The sequence below is a fragment of the Rhodoluna lacicola genome (assembly GCF_000699505.1).
Lineage (GTDB): Bacteria > Actinomycetota > Actinomycetes > Actinomycetales > Microbacteriaceae > Rhodoluna > Rhodoluna lacicola.
In genome coordinates, this window is record NZ_CP007490.1 from 322,278 (window position 1) to 341,512 (window position 19,235).

A 19,235-nucleotide genomic window follows, 5' to 3' on the forward strand; every position below is an offset into this window, starting at 1 on the left:
ATGGCTAAACCAAATCTCGCTCTCGTAGGTGCAACCGGTGCCGTAGGTACCGTGATGATTGGCATCATCAACAGTCGTCCAAATATTTGGGGCGAGATCCGTTTGATTGCCTCACCTCGTTCAGCTGGCAAGAAGATCAAGGTTCACGGCGAAGACCTAACCGTGGTTGCGCTGTCACCAGAGGCATTCGACGGTATCGACATTGCAATGTTTGACGTGCCTGATGAGGTTTCCGAGGTTTGGGCGCCAATCGCCGCAGAACGTGGCGCGGTTGCCGTTGATAACTCTGGCGCGTTCCGCATGGACGCCGACGTACCACTGGTTGTTCCAGAGGTGAACCCAGAGCAGGCCAAGAACCGCCCGCGCGGAATCATCTCTAACCCAAACTGCACCACGCTTACCATGATGGCCGCGATGGGTGCGCTGCACGACAAGTGGACTCTTGAAGAGCTTGTGGTTTCTAGCTACCAGGCAGTTTCTGGTGCGGGTGCAGCTGGCATCGATGAGCTGGCCGCAGAGCTTGGCGTAGTTGGCAAGGATGCCTCACTGGGCACCAACACCGATGACGTTCGCAAGGCTCTAGCCGCAGCCGGCAACGACCTGAGCGATTCACCTTGGCGCCACCCGATTGCGCTAAACGTGATTCCATTCGCCGGCTCACTTAAAGCCGGAGGCCACTCTTCAGAAGAGATGAAGGTGCGCGACGAGTCTCGCAAGATTCTAGGCATCAGCGACCTAAAGGTGGCAGCCAGTTGCGTGCGCGTTCCGGTGCAGGTTTCACACTCGCTTACCGTGCACGCTAAGTTTGCTAACCCGCTTACCGCAGACGAGGTTCGCGATGTTCTAAGCAAGCAGCCAACCATTCGTGTTGTTGACGAACCAGAGAAGCACCTGTACCCAACCCCAGCGATGGTTGTTGGTCAGGACCCAACTTTTGTTGGTCGCATTCGTCAGTCACTGGACTTCCCAAACTCAATCGAATTGTTCGTAGTTGGCGACAACCTGCGCAAGGGTGCGGCGTTGAACACCTACGAAATTGCTGAGCTAGTTGCCAAGGAATTCTAAGAAACGTTCAACAACTTTTTACAAAAACGTAACCCACCACGATGCGAGTCTTGGTGGGTTTCGTCTTTAGTCAAGATAACCTTTACTTATGTCTAGACTGCTTGCTGTTTCATTGAGCTTGGGTCTTGCTCTCACACTTGGGGCGTGTGCTACTCCAGCTGATGGCGGCAGTCCTTCAAGCTCAGCAAAGCCCACTCCAACTCCAGACCAGGCGTTGGTGCCTCAGGCGCCAACTGCACCACTGACCGAGGTTGATCCAGAAACCTTCAACGACGGTTTTGACTGGTACACCTTTAGAGCAGGTGACGGACCTACCTGGTGCACGATTACCCCGGAATCAGATCGCGTGCTTTGTGAGCAGAATGAAGCCGCGGCGCAGTATCTGCCGGTTCCTTCTGAAACCGGCTGTGAGGGCAGTTTCGGCTACCAAGTTGAGCTTTATGCCAGCAAGCCTGAGAACGGCGAAATCGTCGGCTTCCCATGTGCATCGGGTCAATTCCAGGATCCAAGTGCCGCTCAGGTGCTGGCCTCCGGTAGCAAAATTACCGTGGGTTCAATTAGCTGCTTCGTTGAAGACGTGACTGCTCGCTGTGAGAACACCACCGGGCAGTGGATTGCCCTGGGTCCAAAGGTGTGGAGCTTGAATCCATAGTTGGATTGAGACGCCAGCCCGCTTGAATCACTTGGCTTCTAGTGTGATTAGTCGCACCTCTGGGCGACAGAAGAATCGCACCGGGGCATAAATCGAATGGCCAAGCCCGGCAACCACATTCAAAATCACATCTCTACCGGCAAATCGCCAGGCGCTAATTCCCCTGGCGTATTTGGTTGGCAAATCGCAGTTGGTGGTCAACGCACCAATCACGGGCAGACACACTTGGCCGCCGTGTGTGTGCCCGGCAAAAATCATTGATGCCCCAGCAGAGCCCATTGCCTCAAGCACCCGCAAGTATGGCGCGTGTGAAACACCAATTACCAAATCGCAATCGGCGAGCGCATTTGCCTGATTTGGAATTGAGGTTAGGTTGTCTAGTTCATCGTGTGCGTCATCAACACCAATAAAGCCAAGCTTCAATCCGTTGATTGTGATCTGGCCCTCGCGGTTGTTTAGGTTGAGCCAACCAGCCGATCTAAAACCGCCAACCAGTCTTGGTGTGTCAAGTGCTGGGCCCTCACTGCGCTCCGAAGGTTTAGCCAAATATGCCAATGGGTTGCGCAAGACTGGCGCGTAGTAATCGTTTGAGCCATTAACAAAAACGCCGGGGCGCTCCATCAGCGGAGCAAGAGCGGTGAGCACCGGACCAATCGCATCAGCGTGACCAAGATTGTCTCCGGTATTAATCACTAAATCAGGCTTTAGCCGACCTAGCGATTGGACGAACTTGGCTTTGCGTTTTTGCCACGGTGCCAAATGAATGTCACCAATGTGTAGCACGGTTATCGGTGTTGAATTTGCCGGCAGCCCCTTGACCGATTCGCGACGAATTACAAACAGAAATCTCTCAATGCCAATGCCCCAAATTGCACTAAGCACACCGATGGCGCCGATCCCAAACAACCACTCCATGCGAGTTGGGAGCTAAGGACCAGTACTGATGATCAAAAGAATCGCGCCGGCCTTATCTGCGGCAGAGCCTGCGGCAGGGTCGGTGCCAACAACCTTGCCCGCGGGAATGGTTGGGCTCTTCACGAAGAATTGGCTCTGTGATGGCTGAGGCTCGCTTACGGCAGAGAAACCAGCGGCCAACAAAGTTGCCTTGGCGTTGGTGACTGACATTCCAGCAACATTAGGTACGGTTTCAGCGCCACCGGCCGAGACAAAAATCTTGATCTGCGAACCACGTGCGGCCGTGCTGCCAACTCCTGGCTTGGTGTAGGCAACACTGCCCTTAGGGAAAGATGAGGTGACTGGGCTAACGGCAACCTTGGCATTCAAATCCGAGGCCTTGATTAGTTCAACCGCGGCATCCGGGGCAGACCCGGCAACCTGCGGAATGGTAATCATGGTCGTACCAATCATGTCTGCCGGCGGAGCATCAAAGGCTTCGCCCGGATACTTTTTATTGGCGGCCTGCATGATGGTTCGCCAGATATCGTGACGCACGGTGTTGGCAGCTTTATTGTTGAGGCGCAAGCTTCCAAGTGATTTGGTGCCCACTACGTTGCCAACCCAAGTGGCGGTGCCAACCTTGCTAGAGAATCCGGTCATCCAGGTGTGCACACCGGAGTCTGTAGTTCCGGTCTTGCCGGCCAACGGAGTGCCATCGCCGGTTGCTGAAGCGCCACCGGTTCCGCCAGAGATAACGCGCTGCATTGCATAGGTCATGCCGGCGGCAACCTCAGGTGACACGGCAACCGAACAGTTGGTCGTTGGCACGCGAAGCTCTGCCTTTGTGTTGCGCACGATGACCTTGTCAATTGCAACTGGCGAACAGTAGACGCCCTTGTTGGCAATACCGGCCATTGCGGCGGCCATGGTCAGTGGTGCAATTTCATTTACACCCAACACCGATGACGGGATGTATTGCAACTCGGTGCCATCGGCGCGGTGAACTCCAAAGCGCATAGCGGTATCGCGGATATCGCAAAGATCAAGTTGCGAAGCCATGCTCACGTAAGCGGTGTTCACCGACATGGCAGTTGCTTGAACAATATTTAGATCTTCAGGTTCCTTGACGATATTTTTTGGCGCCCAGGTTCCGCCGATGCCACCGCATCGGGCTGAAAATTCGCTGGCCTGCCATTCTTTGACGCGACCATCAACGTGGTCGCCAAGTCGGAAGCCGTTGGTTAGCCACTGTGCCAAGGTAAAGACTTTGTAGGTAGATCCGGTTTGGAAACCAGATGAGCCGCCGTACTCTCTATCGGTTGAATAGTTCACCGAGGTTCGACCAGGTTCAGTGCTTTGCGTTTGGTCGTAGTAGCGGTTTTGGGCAATTGCCAGAATGCGCCCGGTGCCAACCTCAACCGATGTGCTGGCGGAACCAATCTGCGAAGGATCGGTAGGCGGCGCCCAAGTGAAAGATGCCTTGTGAGCGGCCTCTTGAATGTCCAGATCCATGGTGCTGTAAATTTCTAGACCACCGCGGCGCAGCAGGTTCTCGCGATCCTCAGGGGTTGGTCCAAACTCTGAGTTGTTTCTGATGGTCCATACTACGAAGTCACAGAAGAAGGCCGCGGTCTCTGTTCCCTCACAACCCGATGGGGTGTGAGTTAGCTTGGTGACAATTGGTGAGTTCTTTGCCTCGCGCGCCTGCTGACCAGTTATGTAGCCTTCGGCCTCCATGTTGTTGATCACATAGTCGCGGCGACTCTTTGCGCGGTCTAGGTTTTCGGCTTCGTCCGGCTTGTAGTCATTTGGTGATTTGAGCATTCCGGCAAGCAGCGCAGCTTCTTGAATGTTTAGCTCTTTTGCGGTCTTGCCAAAGTAGTAGTTAGAGGCGGCCTCGATACCGTTGATCTGGTTTCCGAAGAAAGACAGGTTTAGATAACCGGCCAGGATCTCTTGCTTGGTAGCAACTCCCTCAAGGGCAATCGCCAGGCGGATTTCGCGAAGCTTTCGGTCAATACCGGCAAAGCCGCCCTGGGTTGCCGCAATTACGCCCTCTTTATCGCCGGCCAGGTTTGCAGCTTCAACCAATGAGTTCTTGACGTACTGCATGGTGATGGTTGAACCACCAGGGCCGTTTCCCAAGGAAGCGGCGTTGGTCAGTGTTGCACGAACCAGTGATAGCCAGTCAACGCCACCGTGCTCGAAGAATCTAGGGTCTTCGGTGGCAACTACAGCGTTTCTGATGTTCGGAGACATCTCGTTGTAATCAATCGAGATGCGGTTCTCGTGGTAAAACTGGGCCACTTCAACCGGCTGGCCATCTTTGGTGGCGTACAGGGTTGAAGACTGAGAGGCGTTTACCGGCTTGATGTAATCCGGCAGGTTTTCGAAGATTGTGATGCCGGCTGAGGCAGCAATACCGCTTACCAGGGCTGTAGGAGCCAACAGGGCAACGCCCAAAAGGCCCGCTAGGGCTGATAAACCGGTGAATTTAAGGAAGCCCTTGGCGAAACTTTCGGGCTTGTGCTGTGAACCAGACATAAACTCTAGGTTACCTGACAACTTCTGAGAGGAATCTGTAAATGCTGAAGTGGGAGTACATAACCACCCCTTTGTTACTGCACCGCGAGACCGCAATTTTGAACAATTGGGGCTCAGAAGGCTGGGAATTGGTCCAAATCGTCGCTGGTCCAGAGGGCGGCATGGTGGCCTTTTTTAAGCGTCCAGTGAAGGAAGCCTAAAAATGTCAAAAATCGAACAAAAACTGGCAGATATGGGTTTTCCGCTTCCGGCGGTAGCGAAACCGGTGGCCGCTTATGTTCCATCGGTGGTGACCGGCAATTTGTGTTTCACCTCTGGCCAGCTGCCTTTCGTTGACGGAGCTCTACCACAGACCGGCAAGGTTGGTCGCGATGTGACCGCCGAGGACGCCAAGGACTTGGCTCGTTTGTGCGCCCTAAATGCGCTCGCCGCATTGAAGCTGGCTATCGGCGATCTTGATCGCGTAACCCGAATCGTCAAGGTAGTTGGATTCGTTTCTGTAGTTCCAGAATTCACTGCAATCCCTGGCGTAATTAATGGCGCCAGCGAATTTTTGGGTGAGGTATTTGGAGAAGTTGGTTCGCACGCACGAAGCGCAGTTGGTGTTCCGGCGCTACCACTTGATTCGGCAGTCGAGCTAGAGATTATTGCTGAGTTCAAATAACCCAATAGTTAAGCGAAAGCCCGCGAAGGCGAACAAGCCTTTGCGCTTGAGCGAGAGCTCGAGCTTTAAGAGAAACCCCGCACAGAGAGAGCGTGCGGGGTTTCCTTGTTAACTCTAGTTAATCGTTGGCGCCACCCGCAATTTTTCCACTGATGATATCCATCACTGAGGTATCGGCGAGAGTGGTCACGTCACCAACCGGACGGTCTTCGGCAACATCGCGAAGCAATCGGCGCATGATTTTTCCGGAACGGGTCTTAGGAAGTTCGGCAACCACCATGATGGTGCGCGGTCTTGCGATTGGACCAATTTCTTTGGTCACGTGATCGCGCAAAATCTTGCTGACGTCAGCATCGGAGCCGGCTGCCTTGAGTTGGTCCTGACGCAAAATCACGAAGGCAACTACAGCTTGACCGGTGGTTTCATCTTTCGCACCAACCACAGCTGCTTCGGCAACGTATGGGTGTGAGACCAGAGCCGATTCAATTTCTGCAGTTGATAGTCGGTGACCAGAAACGTTCATCACGTCGTCAACGCGGCCAAGCAACCACAGGTCACCTTCGTCGTCGAACTTGGCGCCATCGCCGGCAAAATAAATTCCTTCAAACTTTGACCAGTAAGTTTCTTTGAAGCGATCTGGGTCGCCCCAAATTCCTCGTAGCATTGAAGGCCAAGGCTCGGTGATGGTTAGTAGCCCCGGCTCTTCGCGGCCAAGTTCTTTACCTTCGTCATCAAGAATCTTGATTTCAATGCCAGGCAGGGCAATCTGCGCAGAGCCAGGCTTCAAAGTGGTCACACCAGGTAGCGGAGAAATCATGATTGCACCGGTTTCTGTTTGCCACCAGGTATCAACAATCGGAGCCTTGCCGCCGCCAATCACGTTGCGGTACCACATCCACGCTTCAGGGTTTATCGGTTCACCAACAGAGCCCAGCACTCGGATGCTTGATAGGTCGTGCGCGTTTGGCATCTCTTCACCAAGTTTCATGAAGCTGCGAATTGCAGTAGGTGCGGTGTAAAGGATTGAGACCTTGTACTTCTCAACGATCTTCCACCAGCGACTCCAGTCCGGTGAATCCGGAGTGCCCTCGTAAATAACTTGAGTAGCACCATTTGCAAATGGTCCGTAGGCCACATAGCTGTGACCGGTGATCCAACCAATGTCGGCGGTGCACCAGTACACATCGGTGTTTTCGTGAAGATCAAAAACGTTTTTGTGAGTGTAGGCGGCCTGAGTTAAGTAGCCACCGGTTGAGTGCAAAATTCCCTTTGGCTTTCCGGTGGTGCCGGAGGTGTAAAGAATGAAGAGTGGGTGCTCTGCGTTGAAGCCCTTTGCCTCGTGTTCGTCACTTGCAGCGGCAAGTTGTTCGGCCCAGTCAAGATCGCGTCCTTCTTTCCAGGACACTTCTTGGTTGGTTCGCTTGACGACCAAAACATTTTTCACCGATGGGCACTTGCCACCATCAAGCGCAAGATCAACTGCAGGCTTGAGTGCCGAGGCCTTTCCTTTTCGATAGCCGCCATCTGCGGTGATCACAAGTTTTGCCTGTGCGTCTTCAATGCGCGTGCTTAGCGAGTCGGCAGAGAAACCACCAAAGACCACCGAGTGCACGGCACCAATTCGCGCAACTGCCTGCATCGCCACAATCGCCTCAGGAATCATCGGCATATAAATTGCAACTCGATCGCCGGGCTTGATGCCAAGGTTGATGAGCACATTTGCCGCGCGCTTTACCTCTTTGGTCAGCTGGGCGTAGGTGAGGGTTCGGGTGTCGCCGGGTTCGCCTTCAAAGTGAATCGCGACCCGGTCACCGTTTCCGGCCTCAACGTGACGATCTAGGCAGTTATAAGAAATATTTAGTTCACCGTCGTGGAACCAACGGGCGAAGGGGGCCTCGCTCCAGTCAAGAATCTGAGTGAATGGCTTATGCCAGTGCAGGCGATTGGCTTGTTTTGCCCAAAAACCTAGGCGATCAGCCTTGGCCTCGGCATACAGTTCCGGCTGAGCAATCGCGTTCTTCGCAAAGTCTGATGACGGCGCAAAGTGGCGGGTTTCCTGAGACATCGTTGTCCTCCATAGGGGTATGTAACCTGTGGCAATCCTGCCATAAAAAACTTTTCTAGACATTTTCACAGCAAATAATTGTGTTTTTGGAATAAAAAGAGTGGATAGCCTCTTATTATTTATCTGTTAGCGCTTGTCGTTAACTCGCGATATCAGTTCCCCCAATTGATATCGCCCGGCCCCAGACTCTTCCCCCAAGAGGCTGGGGCCCCCTAATTTAATGGCCCATCCCAGCACTTAACAGCCGATCTCAGCCCCCAGAGCTAGCTATCGGTGGTCTTATCCACAGATTCGGCAGAGCCCGGCTATTGGTCGCCGATTTGGCGGATGCTTGGCCAATGACCCCGATAACCGCTCTTGGCCCCAAATTGGGCGCACTGCTGAGTATTCAAGGGGTCACCGACCTGCTGATCAATGGCCACGGTCAGGTCTTTGTTGATCGGGCCGGGTACGGCATGGAACAAGTAGCCAGCCCTTTTGAATCGGAGGCCGAGCTTGGGCAGTTGGCCCAGCAAATCATCGCCCTGGGTGGTCGCCATCTAGATCAGGCCAATCCATTTGCCGACGTCTCGATTGCCAACCTTCGAATTCACGCCGCCCTAGCTTCCGGCTGCAACCCCAACACCCATGTTTCGATTCGGGTTCATCTAAACCGGCTCTTTGGCTTGGAGCAACTGGCGGATTTTGGCATGTTGCAAACCCAGCAACTGCTTACCCTTCGGCAAATTATTTTTGACCGGCAGAACTTTCTGATTTCTGGGTCAACCGGCAGCGGCAAAACCACTTTGCTGCGAGCGATGCTTTCGGAATGCATCGGCGAAAGGATTTTGGCTCTTGAGGATGTCTCCGAATTAGCTTTGCAAAGTCCAAATTACATTTCTCTGCAAACTCGGCAGGCAAATATCGAGGGCAAGGGCGAAATCTCTCTTGAAAGATTGGTTCGTGAGGCGCTTCGAATGCGACCGGATCGCTTGGTGGTGGGTGAGGTTCGTGGTGCTGAACTTATTGCAATGCTGCAGGCTCTCAACACCGGACACCGCGGTGCAGCGGCAACCATTCACGCAAACTCATTTGCCGATGTCATGACTCGAGTCAAATCAATTGGAAAATCTGCCGGGGTTGATGCTGAATCAATCGTCGAGCAGATGGGCTCGGCATTCACCTGGGGAATCCATGTTGAAAATCGCAAGGTTGTGACGATTGCAAAACTCAAATAATTCCGCCGCCGCGATTCGTCAAATTAGCGCACTGGTAAATGCCGGTTTGTCGGCAAGGCAAGCACGTGATATTTGCTCTGAGTCGCTGAGTACTTTGCAACCGCTAGAGCAAAAACAATTTGAAGTTGTTTGGCGACTGGCAACCTCACTGGGTGGACCGATCGTCTTGGCTTTGAATCGAATCACCGAGGTATTTGATCGAACCCAGCGCAACCAGCAAGAGGTGCAATTGGCATTTGCCGGGCCACAGTCCACCGCAAAACTTGTGATGTGGTTGCCGGTGCTGGCCTTAGTGCTGTCCCAATTAGTCGGCATGAATCCACTGGGTGCAATTGTTGGCTCCCCACTGGGGGCGCTATCGGTCAGTGTTGGCGCGGGGCTTATGGTCGCTGGCCGCTGGTGGACCAAGCGGCTGTTGGCCAGGGCGCTACCAAACCCTGACGACTCTGTGGCTATAGATCGCGGCGCTTATTTGGATTGTGTGCTGATTGGGCTGCAGGCCGGGCTGCCTCTCAGTCAGGCTAGGCAATCGGCGGATCTTGAATTTGAATCTGGTTTTCAAACTAAGCCCTTGACAGAAAATTTTGAAGCACTAGATGCGGCGGCGGAACTTTCGCGGACCACCGGCGCTGCACTCACTCAAATATTGTTGTCGAATGCAGATGCCTTTAGAGAAAAACAACGATTTGAAATTGCAAGTCGCATTTCTAAATTGGGCGTTCAGTTGATGATTCCACTTGGGCTAGCCGTTTTGCCGGCATTCGTTTTGTTGGCCATTGTTCCAATCGCCGTAAGTCTGCTGGCAATTTAATTCGGCCGCCGCAATAAGTTTGCTGTCTTGGTGGCAGCAAGAGATAAGGAAAAGATGAAACTGGGATCAAAGTTAAAAGATGAAACCGGAGCGGCAACGGCCGAGTACGCAATTGCAACCATGGCCGCGGTGGGCTTCGCCGGTCTGCTGGTGGTAATCATGCGCTCTGATGAGGTACGAACAATTTTGTTTGATCTGGTAAAGAGTGCACTGACATTCACAAATCCGAATGGTGATGCTGCAGCGACGAATTAGTTTTTCAAGGTTCAAATCTCAACAGGGCTCGGTAACTGCTGAATTAGCTATGGCTCTCCCGGCGGTGTCATTGGTGATTGCCGTCACCCTGGGTGCTTTTGCTTTGCAAATTGAGCGCATGAAGTTAGTGGATGTTGCGGCCATGGCGGCCAGAGCAATCGCCAGGGGAGAAGCCGAAGATGAGGTGCGTCGGCTGATTTCTGAATCTGTGGGTTCGGCGTCTCCCCGCGAAATTGAATTTGAACTTGAGACTAGCGAGAACTTGACCTGCGTTATTTTGGCGCAGAGCTTTGAGCTGCCCGGATTGACTGGGCAGCTTTTTGAACTGGTTGAAAATCAGTGCGCTCGAAAGATGGGGCTTTGAAGAATTCCCAGGACGGTTCAGGTACCGTGCTGGCCTTGGCTGCGGTGGCCTTGGCGATTAGCCTGTTCAGCCTGAGTCAGGTTGTGGCCTATAACTTGATCGCGCAACGCCGGTTGCAGGCCACCGTGGATGCCATGGCTATCGGTGCTACGGACGCGCTGCGAGGCCTAAACACGGGATATCCATGCCCAACCGCGGGCGAAATTGGGCTAATTAAAGGTGTGGAACTTGACACGTGTCGTATTGTCGGATTCGAAGTGTTTATTTCGGCCCACTCCAAGGGGGTGGGTATAGTTCTAAGCGCTAGTGCGCTGGCGGGCCCAAGTTCCTAATTGGGTCCCTATAAAGAGGAGTACCCCATTGGCTGGTAGCCACAAACTTGTCATCGTTGAGTCACCTGCAAAGGCTAAGACGATCTCTAAGTACCTAGGCAACGACTACGAGGTCTTGGCCTCGATTGGTCACATCCGTGATCTGGTCGACCCAAAGAACCTACCCGCTGAGAAGAAGGTGGGCTCACTCAAGAAGTTCTCCATCGACATCGAAAACGACTTTGAGCCTTACTACGCCATTTCGGCCGGTAAGAACAAGACCGTCACCGACCTCAAAAAGGCTCTAGCCGGAGCCGACGAGCTCTTTCTGGCAACAGATGAGGACCGCGAGGGAGAGGCCATTGCCTGGCACCTGCTTCAGGTACTGAAGCCAAAGGTTCCGGTCAAGCGCATGGTCTTCCACGAAATCACCAAAGAGGCCATTCAGGCCGCACTTGAGCACACCCGTGAGGTAGACAACAACCTGGTTCAGGCTCAGGAAACCCGCCGTGTTGTTGACCGCCTGTACGGCTATGAAATTTCACCGATTCTCTGGCGCAAGATCAACCGCGGTCTAAGCGCAGGTCGCGTACAGTCACCGGCAATGCGTTTGGTGGTTGAGCGCGAGCGTGAGCGCATGGCTTTTGTGTCGGCTAGCTATCACGACGTTGAAGCAACCTTTGATTCGCAGGTTGCCGGCGAACCACAGTTCGTAGCCAAGTTGCAGAGTGTTGCTGGTAAGCGAATTGCAACCGGTCAAAGTTTTGACGACAAGGGCAAATTAACCGCCGATGTAATTTTGTTGGACCAGCAGCAAGCAGACGCGCTCGCCGAAGCAACTCGCTCTGGCAAGGCAAACATTGAGGTGGTCTCGGTTGAGTCAAAGCCAAGCACTCGTCGCCCAGCTGCACCATTCACCACATCCACTTTGCAGCAAGAGGCATCGCGCAAGTTGCGCATGTCGGCAAAGCAAACAATGGACACTGCACAGGGTCTGTACCAAGAGGGCCACATCACCTACATGCGTACCGACTCACCAACACTTTCTACACAGGCAATCAACGCCGCACGCGAACAGGCAAAAGAAATGTTTGGCGCAGACATGGTTCCAGATGCTCCACGCATCTATCAGGGCAAGTCAAAGAATGCGCAAGAGGCACACGAGGCTATTCGCCCAGCCGGTGAAAAGTTCGTTCACCCATCGGAGTTATCACGCGTTCTAAGCGGCCGCGCTTACGATCTTTACGATTTGATCTGGAAGCGCACCGTCGCCTCGCAAATGATGGATGCCAAAGTTTCCACCACCACCGCCAAGATTCAAGTTAGTCCGCTTGCCGATGGAACTAACGCAGAGTTCACCGCATCGGGAACCGTGGTCACCTTCCGCGGTTTCATGGCAGCTTACGAAGAAAGCACCGATGAACCTCGCGAGGAAGAGTCGGAAGAAAAAGAATCTAAGTTGCCAAACCTGAGCGTGGGTCAAAAGCTAAAGGCTGTAGACGTGGTGGCCAAAGATCACCAAACCTCACCGCCACCGCGCTACACAGAGGCATCGCTTGTCAAGGCTCTTGAAGAAGACGGCATCGGCCGCCCTTCAACTTACGCTGCTATTTTGTCGACCATCATCAACAAGGGCTACGTCACCAAGCGTGGCCAGGCGCTGGTACCGGCCTGGATTGCCTTTACTATCACTCGCTTTCTTGAAGAGAACTTTGGCAACTTGGTTGACTATGCCTTCACCGCTCAAATGGAGGAAGACCTAGACAAGATTGCCGCCGGAGAACTTGACCGCAGCACCTGGTTGAAGAAGTTCTACTTTGGCGATGACGGCAAGGTCATGGGTCTCAAGCCAACCGTTGAAAACCTTGGCGACAGCGACCCGCGCGCAATTAACTCAATTGAGATTAAAGAGGGCGTGACCCTTCGCACCGGTAAGTACGGACCATACATCGAAATCTTTGGTGAACCAACAGCCGAAGGTCACGACGAAAATGGTCGACGTATCGTAAATATTCCTGAGGGGCTTGCGCCAGATGAACTAACTCCAGAAAAAGCCCAGGAGTTAATTGATGCACCAATAATCACCGACCGCGTGATGGGCGTTGACCCAGCAACCGGCTTTGATATTTTGTTCAAGGATGGCCGATACGGCCCATACGTGATGCTTGATGATGAGCACGCGCCGAAGCCAAAGACTGCTTCGCTATTCAAGAGCATGAGCCCAGAGACTTTCACTCTTGAGCAGGCAATCAAGTTGCTATCGTTGCCGCGAGTTATTGGTCAAGATCCAGAAACCGGAACGGACATCACCGCGCAAAACGGAAAGTTTGGCCCATACCTGTTGAAGGGCAAGGAATCGCGTTCACTGCAAACGGAAGACCAGATTTTTGATCTGGATCTCGCCGGTGCACTAGAGATTTTTGCCCAGCCTAAGTACGGCGGTCGTCGTACCGCGGCAACTCCGCTAAAGGAGTTCGGTGAAGATCCGGCATCGGGGTTGGCTGTTGTTGCAAAGTCCGGTCAGTTTGGCCTTTACGTCACCGATGGCGCTGTGAACGCAACTGTGCCCAAGGATGAAAACCTCGAAGAGATGACTCCGGATACAGCATTTGAACTGTTGGCAATTCGTCGCGAAAAGCTTGGGCTTGAACCGGGCGAGGCACCAGCTAAGGCGGGTAAGCCAAAGAAGAAGATCGCCAGCACTACCAAGGTTGTTAAAGCCGGAACCAGAAAGAAAAAATAATGTCTGGTTTGTTCATCTCGTTTGAGGGAATTGATGGGGTTGGTAAGTCAACCCAAATTGATTTGCTGACCAAGCACCTAGATGAACTTGGCCGCAACTATGTGCAAACTTTAGAGCCCGGTGGAACAGAGCTTGGTGTTGAGATTCGTCACCTGTTGCTGCATCGAAAAGGAGAGGTGGCACCGCGCGCCGAGGCGCTTTTATACGCCGCCGATCGTGCTCACCACGTGGCAACAATGGTTCGCCCGGCGCTTGAGTCCGGCACCGATGTTGTCATGGATCGCTACCTGGATTCATCGGTGGCCTATCAGGGGGCGGGGCGGGATCTTGATGCAAGCCAGATTCGTGACCTCTCGCTGTTTGCCGTTGAGGGGCTTTTGCCACACCTGACGATTCTGTTGGACCTTGAGGCATCGGCCGCGCTGGCTCGGCGCAGCAAGACCGGTGCCGAGCCTGATCGCCTAGAGCGTGAAAAAACCGATTTCTTTGAGACAGTGCGACAGGGCTACCTAAAGCTTGCCGCGGCAGAACCGGACAGGTTCTTCATCGTTGATGCTCGTCAGAATGTTGACGAAATGGCTGCGCTAATTCGAGCGCGCGTTGATGCGTTGATCGCACAGCAGTAAGAATTAGTTCATGACAAACGCAGTTGCAGCGCCGGTATGGGCAGAGTTGCTTGGGCAACCTGAGGCAATTGCGCAATTAGAGATCGCTATTCGCGGCAAGGCCGATGGTGTTTACCACGCCTGGTTGATTACCGGTCCGCCGGGATCCGGCCGATCGAACATGGCCCACGCTTTCGCGGCGGCGCTGCTTTGCGAAAAAGATGGCTGCGGTGAATGCAAGAGTTGCCTGATGGCAGCCGCGAGTTCGCACCCAGATATCTCGACCCTGGCCACCGAACGGGTTCAGATTTCAATCGACGAGGTTCGCGAACTTGTGGCCAGCTCCCAATTTGGTGGATCACTTGGCAGGTATCGCATCATGATCATCGAAGATGCCGACCGCATGCAAGAGCGCTCATCAAATGTTTTGTTGAAGGCACTAGAAGAGCCACCAGCCGGAACTATCTGGTTGCTTTGTGCACCATCAGAAGCAGACATGCTGCCAACAATTCGCTCGCGAGTTCGCCGAGTGGGACTCAAGGTACCAGCGGTGGAAGAAGTCGCGCGCATTTTGATTGAACGAGATGGCATCGAAACTAAGTTGGCTCACCAGGTTGCCGCCGAAGCTCAAAGCCACATCGGCATGGCCCGCCGATTGGCAACAAGTTCTGAAGCACGAAGTCGCCGTCGTGAGACCTTGATTGCAGCGCTTGCGATTATCGGGGTTACCTCTGCGGTAAACACCGCCGAGCGCTGGTTGGATATCGCCAAGAAAGATGCTGAGGCGCTTACTAACGAACGTGACGAGCAAGAGAAGGCTGCCCTGATGCGCTCGCTTGGTTTGCAACCGGGTGATGCGATTCCAACAAACTTAAAGTCAGACCTGCGAGCCCTTGAAGAAGGTCAAAAACGACGCGCCACCAGAAGTGTTCGTGATGGTCTTGACCGAATCTTGGTTGATTTGCTTTCTCTGTACCGCGATGTTCTGACCCTGCAGATTTCAGCGCAGGTGGCGCTAGTGAACGAAGACCTGCGAACCGGAATTAACGAGATTGCGGGCATAACAACGGCCGCTGAAACAATTCACAAACTTGATGCCATCGCCGAGGCTCGGATTCGAATTGATTCCAACGTTCGTGACCTAATGGTTTTGGAGTCGTTAGCCGTGCAGCTTCGGCGAAAGGCTAGCTAGTTGCAGCACAGACTGGCTGGGCGCCTAAAACTGACGGCGCTGCTGTGCTTGGCAGTCTTGCTTGCCGGCTGCGGTGTTGCACCGCAAGGACCAATTGACGGGGGACCCCAACCAATCGCAGATCCGGCAATCAGTGCTGAACTAGCCCCCTTTTATGAGCAAGAGGTCAGTTGGTCGGCGTGCGGTGGGGAGCGCAGCTATTGCGGAACCATTGAGGTGCCCGCCGATTGGAATAATCCTCAGGGTGAGCGCTTCAACTTGGCAATTGCCTATCGCCAGGCCGATGCGGCCAAACCACTGGGGTCAGTTTTATTCAATCCGGGTGGACCAGGTGCCTCGGGAGTTACTTGGCTCAAGGAATCCAGCGAACAAATTGGCACCAAAGATTTGCGAAAAAATTTCAACGTGGTTGGCTTTGACCCACGTGGTGTTGGCGCTAGCGAACCAAAAGTTAAATGCCTGTCCGCTGAAGAAAATGATGAGCTCTACTACGGAGCATCTGAGTCACCGGTGGGTTCGCAACAAGAAGTTGCTGATACCCGCGCCAAGCTTTCAAAGTTTGTTGAGGCGTGCGTTGCGAACACCGGAAACAACCTAAAGTTCATCGATACATTTTCGGCTGCCAAGGATATGGATGTAATCCGCGCAGTATTTGGTGACAGCAAAATAAATTACCTTGGCTTTAGTTACGGAACTTATCTAGGCACCGTGTACGCGAATCTTTTTCCGAACCGGGTTGGGCGCATGGTCCTTGACGGAGCAATCGATCCAACCGTTGATGAAGAAACGCAGGACTTATCACAGCTCAAAGGATTCGATCAGGCGTTGCGAGACTTTCTTGCTGACTGTCTAGAGAATCAGGATTGCCCATTTACCGGAAGTCTGGCTGCGGCAGAGTCTAAGGTAGCTAGTCTTTTGCGTTCAATTGAGCGAACCCCATTGAACACCGATAGCGGGCGCGAATTAACCGTGTGGGGCGCATTGACCGGCATCATCATGCCGCTCTACAGTCAAGACTGGTGGCCATCTTTGTCTCAGGGATTCGCCGAGGCATTCAGGGGAGATGGCACCACATTGCTGGCCCTTGCCGATGTCTATAACGATCGAGGCGAAGACGGAACCTATCTTTCAAACACAGTTGAATCAAACATCGCAATTTCTTGTCTGGATTCTCGGGCCTCAACTGATGAAAAAGTCATGCGTGCGAATAACCAAACCCTGGTAGCCGCAAGCAAGATGCTCGGACGCTACTGGCAGTTCGGCGCATTGACCTGTGAGCAATGGCCATTTCCGGCGGTGGCTAAGCCTGACAGCTTTAGCGCCGAAGGAACCGATCCGATTCTCGTGATCGGGACCACGGGGGATCCGGCTACCCCTTATTGGCAGGCCGTATCGCTGGCCAATGAGGTGCTTAGCAACGCCCAGTTGATTACCTTCAACGGTGAGGGTCACACCGCATACGGTCAGCAGAGTTCTTGCATAAATCGGACCGTGGATGAATTTTTCATCAAAAATGTGGTGCCTACCGAAGACCCGGACTGCAGCTAGATAACTAGTCGATAACGAATTGGACACATCGGGAATTTTTCAAATTAGAAGAAATTTCGATGGCTAGGCTCAGGAAAAGAGTGTGCAAGCACCCTGAACCTGGCAACGGTGCCAGAGTTCTCTTTTTGGACATTGGAGTTCGATGAGTTCGCAGAACGAAAAGGTTTGGTCTGACATGCAGGCCAGTCCTGAATTCCAGGATTTGAAGCGAAAGTTTAGGGGCTTTGCTTTTCCCCTGACCGTAGCCTTCCTGGTTTGGTATTTCCTCTACATAATCCTGACCGCATTCGCGCGTGAATGGATCAGCACACCAGTGGTGGGCAACATCAACGTTGCCTTCATTCTTGGCTTGTTGCAATTTGCATCAACATTCTTAATCATGTGGCTCTACGAGCGCCACTCTTCACACTCACTTGACGGACCATCTGATGCGTTGCGTGACAAGGTAGACAAGGAGTTGAGCAAGTAATGAGTTCAACAACACTAAGTGCAATCCTCTTTGTTGCATTCGTAGTATTCACCCTGGTTTTGGTGTTCCGCGCAGGTCGCTCAAACAAGCAGTCATCAGACTTCTATGACGGTGGTGGCGGTTTCTCTGGTTTCCAGAACGGTCTAGCAATTGCCGGTGACTACATGTCGGCGGCTTCGTTCTTGGGTATCGCCGGAACCATTGCGCTATTTGGTTACGACGGTTTCCTTTACTCAATTGGTTTCTTGGTTGCCTGGTTGGTAGCGCTGCTACTTGTAGCTGAGCCGCTTCGTAACTCCGGCCGTTTCACCATGGGAGACGTTCTTGCATTCCGCATGAGACAGCGCCCGGTTCGTGGTGCCGCTGCTACCTCAACGCTGGTAGTTTCAATCTTTTACCTAATGGCTCAAATGGTGGGTGCCGGTGCGTTGGTTTCACTATTGCTAGGTATTAACGATCCGAGCGCCAAAAACTGGATCATCGGTGGCGTAGGAATCTTGATGATTGTTTACGTAACCGTTGGTGGAATGAAGGGCACAACCTACGTTCAGATCGTGAAGGCATTCTTGCTAATGACCGGTGCGATTCTTTTGACCGTGATGGTGCTATGGCAATTTGGTTTCAACATCTCAGACTTACTTGGTGCGGCGCGCGATGCTTCTGGCAAGGGCGATGCGTTCTTGCAGCCGGGTCTGAAGTTCGGTAAGGACGTCATCGATGCCACCACCGGAGCAATCGATCCAGTGAAGACCTTGATCAGCAAGCTTGACTTGATCTCACTTGGCATGGCTTTGGTTCTTGGTACCGCTGGTTTGCCACACATCTTGATTCGCTTCTACACCGTGCCAACATCTAAGGCCGCTCGCAAGTCTGTGAACTGGGCAATCGGTAACATCGGTGCTTTCTACCTGATGACAATTGCACTTGGATTTGGTGCAGCTGCTCTGGTAAGTCGTGCAACGCTGTTCCGTGGTTACAAGGTAGATGCCAATGGATGTTTGATGGACGCAAAGGGTGCCGCAATTATGAGCGGCGATGTGGCCTGTACTCCACTTGACGGGCTAAAGAACCTAACCCCAGAGGCAAAGGCTCTGTTGGTGCCGGTAGACCCATCGGGTAACGTTGCCGCTCCACAGTTGGCGCAGTTCCTTGGTGGCGGTGAAGGCACCACCGGTGGTGCAATCATGCTTGCCGTAATTGGTGCAATCGCGTTTGCGACAATCCTTGCTGTGGTTGCTGGTTTAACTTTGGCTAGCTCTTCATCATTCGCTCACGATTTGTACGCGAACGTAATCAAGAAGGGAACCGCATCTCCAGCTGAAGAAGTTCGAGTTGCAAAAATCTCGGCGGTGGTTATCGGTGGTATCTCTATCGTGCTCGCGATTGGGGCTCAGGGTCTGAACGTGGCGTTCCTAGTGGCGATTGCCTTTGCAATTGCAGCCTCGGGTAATTTGCCAGCTGTTCTGTACTCACTGTTCTGGAAGAACTTCAACACCCGCGGTGCCGTTTGGTCCATCTACGGTGGTTTGTTCTCAGCCGTGGTGTTGCTTGTGTTCTCACCAAACGTGTCAGGGCTTCCAACCAGCCTGATTCCGTTTGTCGAAGGTGGAGTTCGCTTTGACTTCTTCCCGTTGGCAAACCCAGGTATCGTTTCGATTCCACTCGGATTCCTATTCGGTTGGCTTGGAACCATCACATCAAGCGAACGAAACCTAGCAAAGTACGCAGAGCTAGAGGTTCGTTCAATGACCGGCGCTGCCATCGGTAAGGCAGTACAGCACTAATTCGTCTCAAATAGAAAACCCCCGGCCACTTCTCTGGCCGGGGGTTTTA

General features: G+C 53.1%; 18 protein-coding genes. 15 read left to right on the forward strand and 3 right to left on the reverse strand.

Going from position 1 to position 19,235, the window contains the following annotated elements:
• Together RHOLA_RS01565 and RHOLA_RS01570 are read left to right on the forward strand one after the other, a co-directional pair.
• The gene (locus RHOLA_RS01565) at window positions 1-1,065 is read left to right on the forward strand and encodes an aspartate-semialdehyde dehydrogenase (protein ID WP_038501925.1); all 1,065 of its coding nucleotides are present in this window, start codon (window positions 1-3) and stop codon (window positions 1,063-1,065) included.
• An 88-nt stretch (window positions 1,066-1,153) separates the two neighbouring features.
• On the forward strand, window positions 1,154-1,717 hold the full coding sequence (locus RHOLA_RS01570; RefSeq protein ID WP_038501927.1) for a hypothetical protein: 564 nt from the start codon (window positions 1,154-1,156) through the stop codon (window positions 1,715-1,717).
• A gap of 27 nt (window positions 1,718-1,744) precedes the next feature.
• On the opposite strand, the gene RHOLA_RS01575 is transcribed toward RHOLA_RS01570, so the two are convergent.
• Complete coding sequence (locus RHOLA_RS01575; RefSeq protein WP_038501928.1) at window positions 1,745-2,632, reverse strand: metallophosphoesterase; 888 nt, start codon at window positions 2,630-2,632, stop codon at window positions 1,745-1,747.
• Between the two features lie 12 nt (window positions 2,633-2,644).
• On the reverse strand, window positions 2,645-5,158 hold the full coding sequence (locus tag RHOLA_RS01580) for a transglycosylase domain-containing protein (protein ID WP_038501929.1): 2,514 nt from the start codon (window positions 5,156-5,158) through the stop codon (window positions 2,645-2,647).
• 41 nt (window positions 5,159-5,199) lie between these two features.
• Between RHOLA_RS01580 and RHOLA_RS07320 the strand changes: the two genes are divergently transcribed.
• Both RHOLA_RS07320 and RHOLA_RS01585 read left to right on the forward strand, forming a co-directional pair.
• Window positions 5,200-5,358 carry a Sp36 family protein gene (locus RHOLA_RS07320; protein WP_144239014.1) on the forward strand — a complete coding sequence of 53 codons (159 nt, stop codon included), beginning with the start codon at window positions 5,200-5,202 and terminating at the stop codon, window positions 5,356-5,358.
• A 2-nt stretch (window positions 5,359-5,360) separates the two neighbouring features.
• Complete coding sequence (locus RHOLA_RS01585; RefSeq protein WP_038501930.1) at window positions 5,361-5,822, forward strand: RidA family protein; 462 nt, start codon at window positions 5,361-5,363, stop codon at window positions 5,820-5,822.
• Window positions 5,823-5,940: 118 nt separating this feature from the next.
• On the opposite strand, the gene acs is transcribed toward RHOLA_RS01585, so the two are convergent.
• Window positions 5,941-7,887 carry an acetate--CoA ligase gene (acs, locus tag RHOLA_RS01590; protein ID WP_038501931.1) on the reverse strand — a complete coding sequence of 649 codons (1,947 nt, stop codon included), beginning with the start codon at window positions 7,885-7,887 and terminating at the stop codon, window positions 5,941-5,943.
• Between the two features lie 338 nt (window positions 7,888-8,225).
• On the opposite strand from acs, the gene RHOLA_RS01595 reads away from it, so the two are divergent.
• The 11 genes from RHOLA_RS01595 to RHOLA_RS01645 all read left to right on the forward strand — a co-directional run bounded on the left by RHOLA_RS01595 (window position 8,226) and on the right by RHOLA_RS01645 (window position 19,186).
• Window positions 8,226-9,104, forward strand: coding sequence for a TadA family conjugal transfer-associated ATPase (locus RHOLA_RS01595; RefSeq protein WP_051636172.1), 879 nt, complete (start codon window positions 8,226-8,228; stop codon window positions 9,102-9,104).
• Window positions 9,088-9,915 carry a hypothetical protein gene (locus RHOLA_RS01600; RefSeq protein WP_038501932.1) on the forward strand — a complete coding sequence of 276 codons (828 nt, stop codon included), beginning with the start codon at window positions 9,088-9,090 and terminating at the stop codon, window positions 9,913-9,915. Before RHOLA_RS01595 ends, RHOLA_RS01600 begins: the two co-directional genes overlap by 17 nt.
• 54 nt (window positions 9,916-9,969) lie before the next feature.
• On the forward strand, window positions 9,970-10,170 hold the full coding sequence (locus tag RHOLA_RS01605; protein WP_038501933.1) for a DUF4244 domain-containing protein: 201 nt from the start codon (window positions 9,970-9,972) through the stop codon (window positions 10,168-10,170).
• Window positions 10,145-10,534 (forward strand): TadE family type IV pilus minor pilin, encoded by a 390-nt coding sequence (locus RHOLA_RS07040; RefSeq protein ID WP_051636173.1) that lies wholly within the window; start codon window positions 10,145-10,147, stop codon window positions 10,532-10,534. The genes RHOLA_RS01605 and RHOLA_RS07040 overlap by 26 nt, the downstream gene beginning before the upstream one ends.
• On the forward strand, window positions 10,531-10,866 hold the full coding sequence (locus tag RHOLA_RS07045; protein ID WP_051636174.1) for an Rv3654c family TadE-like protein: 336 nt from the start codon (window positions 10,531-10,533) through the stop codon (window positions 10,864-10,866). Before RHOLA_RS07040 ends, RHOLA_RS07045 begins: the two co-directional genes overlap by 4 nt.
• Window positions 10,867-10,894: 28 nt before the next feature.
• Window positions 10,895-13,588 carry a type I DNA topoisomerase gene (topA, locus tag RHOLA_RS01620; RefSeq protein WP_038501935.1) on the forward strand — a complete coding sequence of 898 codons (2,694 nt, stop codon included), beginning with the start codon at window positions 10,895-10,897 and terminating at the stop codon, window positions 13,586-13,588.
• Entirely contained in the window at window positions 13,588-14,214 is a 627-nt protein-coding gene (gene tmk, locus RHOLA_RS01625; protein WP_038501936.1) for a dTMP kinase, read from the forward strand. The genes topA and tmk overlap by 1 nt, the downstream gene beginning before the upstream one ends.
• 10 nt (window positions 14,215-14,224) lie before the next feature.
• The gene (locus RHOLA_RS01630) at window positions 14,225-15,385 is read left to right on the forward strand and encodes a DNA polymerase III subunit delta' (protein ID WP_038501938.1); all 1,161 of its coding nucleotides are present in this window, start codon (window positions 14,225-14,227) and stop codon (window positions 15,383-15,385) included.
• Window positions 15,386-16,933, forward strand: coding sequence for an alpha/beta hydrolase (locus RHOLA_RS01635; RefSeq protein WP_051636175.1), 1,548 nt, complete (start codon window positions 15,386-15,388; stop codon window positions 16,931-16,933).
• A gap of 142 nt (window positions 16,934-17,075) precedes the next feature.
• A complete protein-coding gene (locus tag RHOLA_RS01640; protein WP_038501939.1) occupies window positions 17,076-17,402 on the forward strand; it encodes a DUF485 domain-containing protein in 327 nt (108 codons plus the stop codon).
• On the forward strand, window positions 17,402-19,186 hold the full coding sequence (locus RHOLA_RS01645) for a solute symporter family protein (protein ID WP_038501941.1): 1,785 nt from the start codon (window positions 17,402-17,404) through the stop codon (window positions 19,184-19,186). The genes RHOLA_RS01640 and RHOLA_RS01645 overlap by 1 nt, the downstream gene beginning before the upstream one ends.
• Window positions 19,187-19,235: the final 49 nt, after the last annotated feature.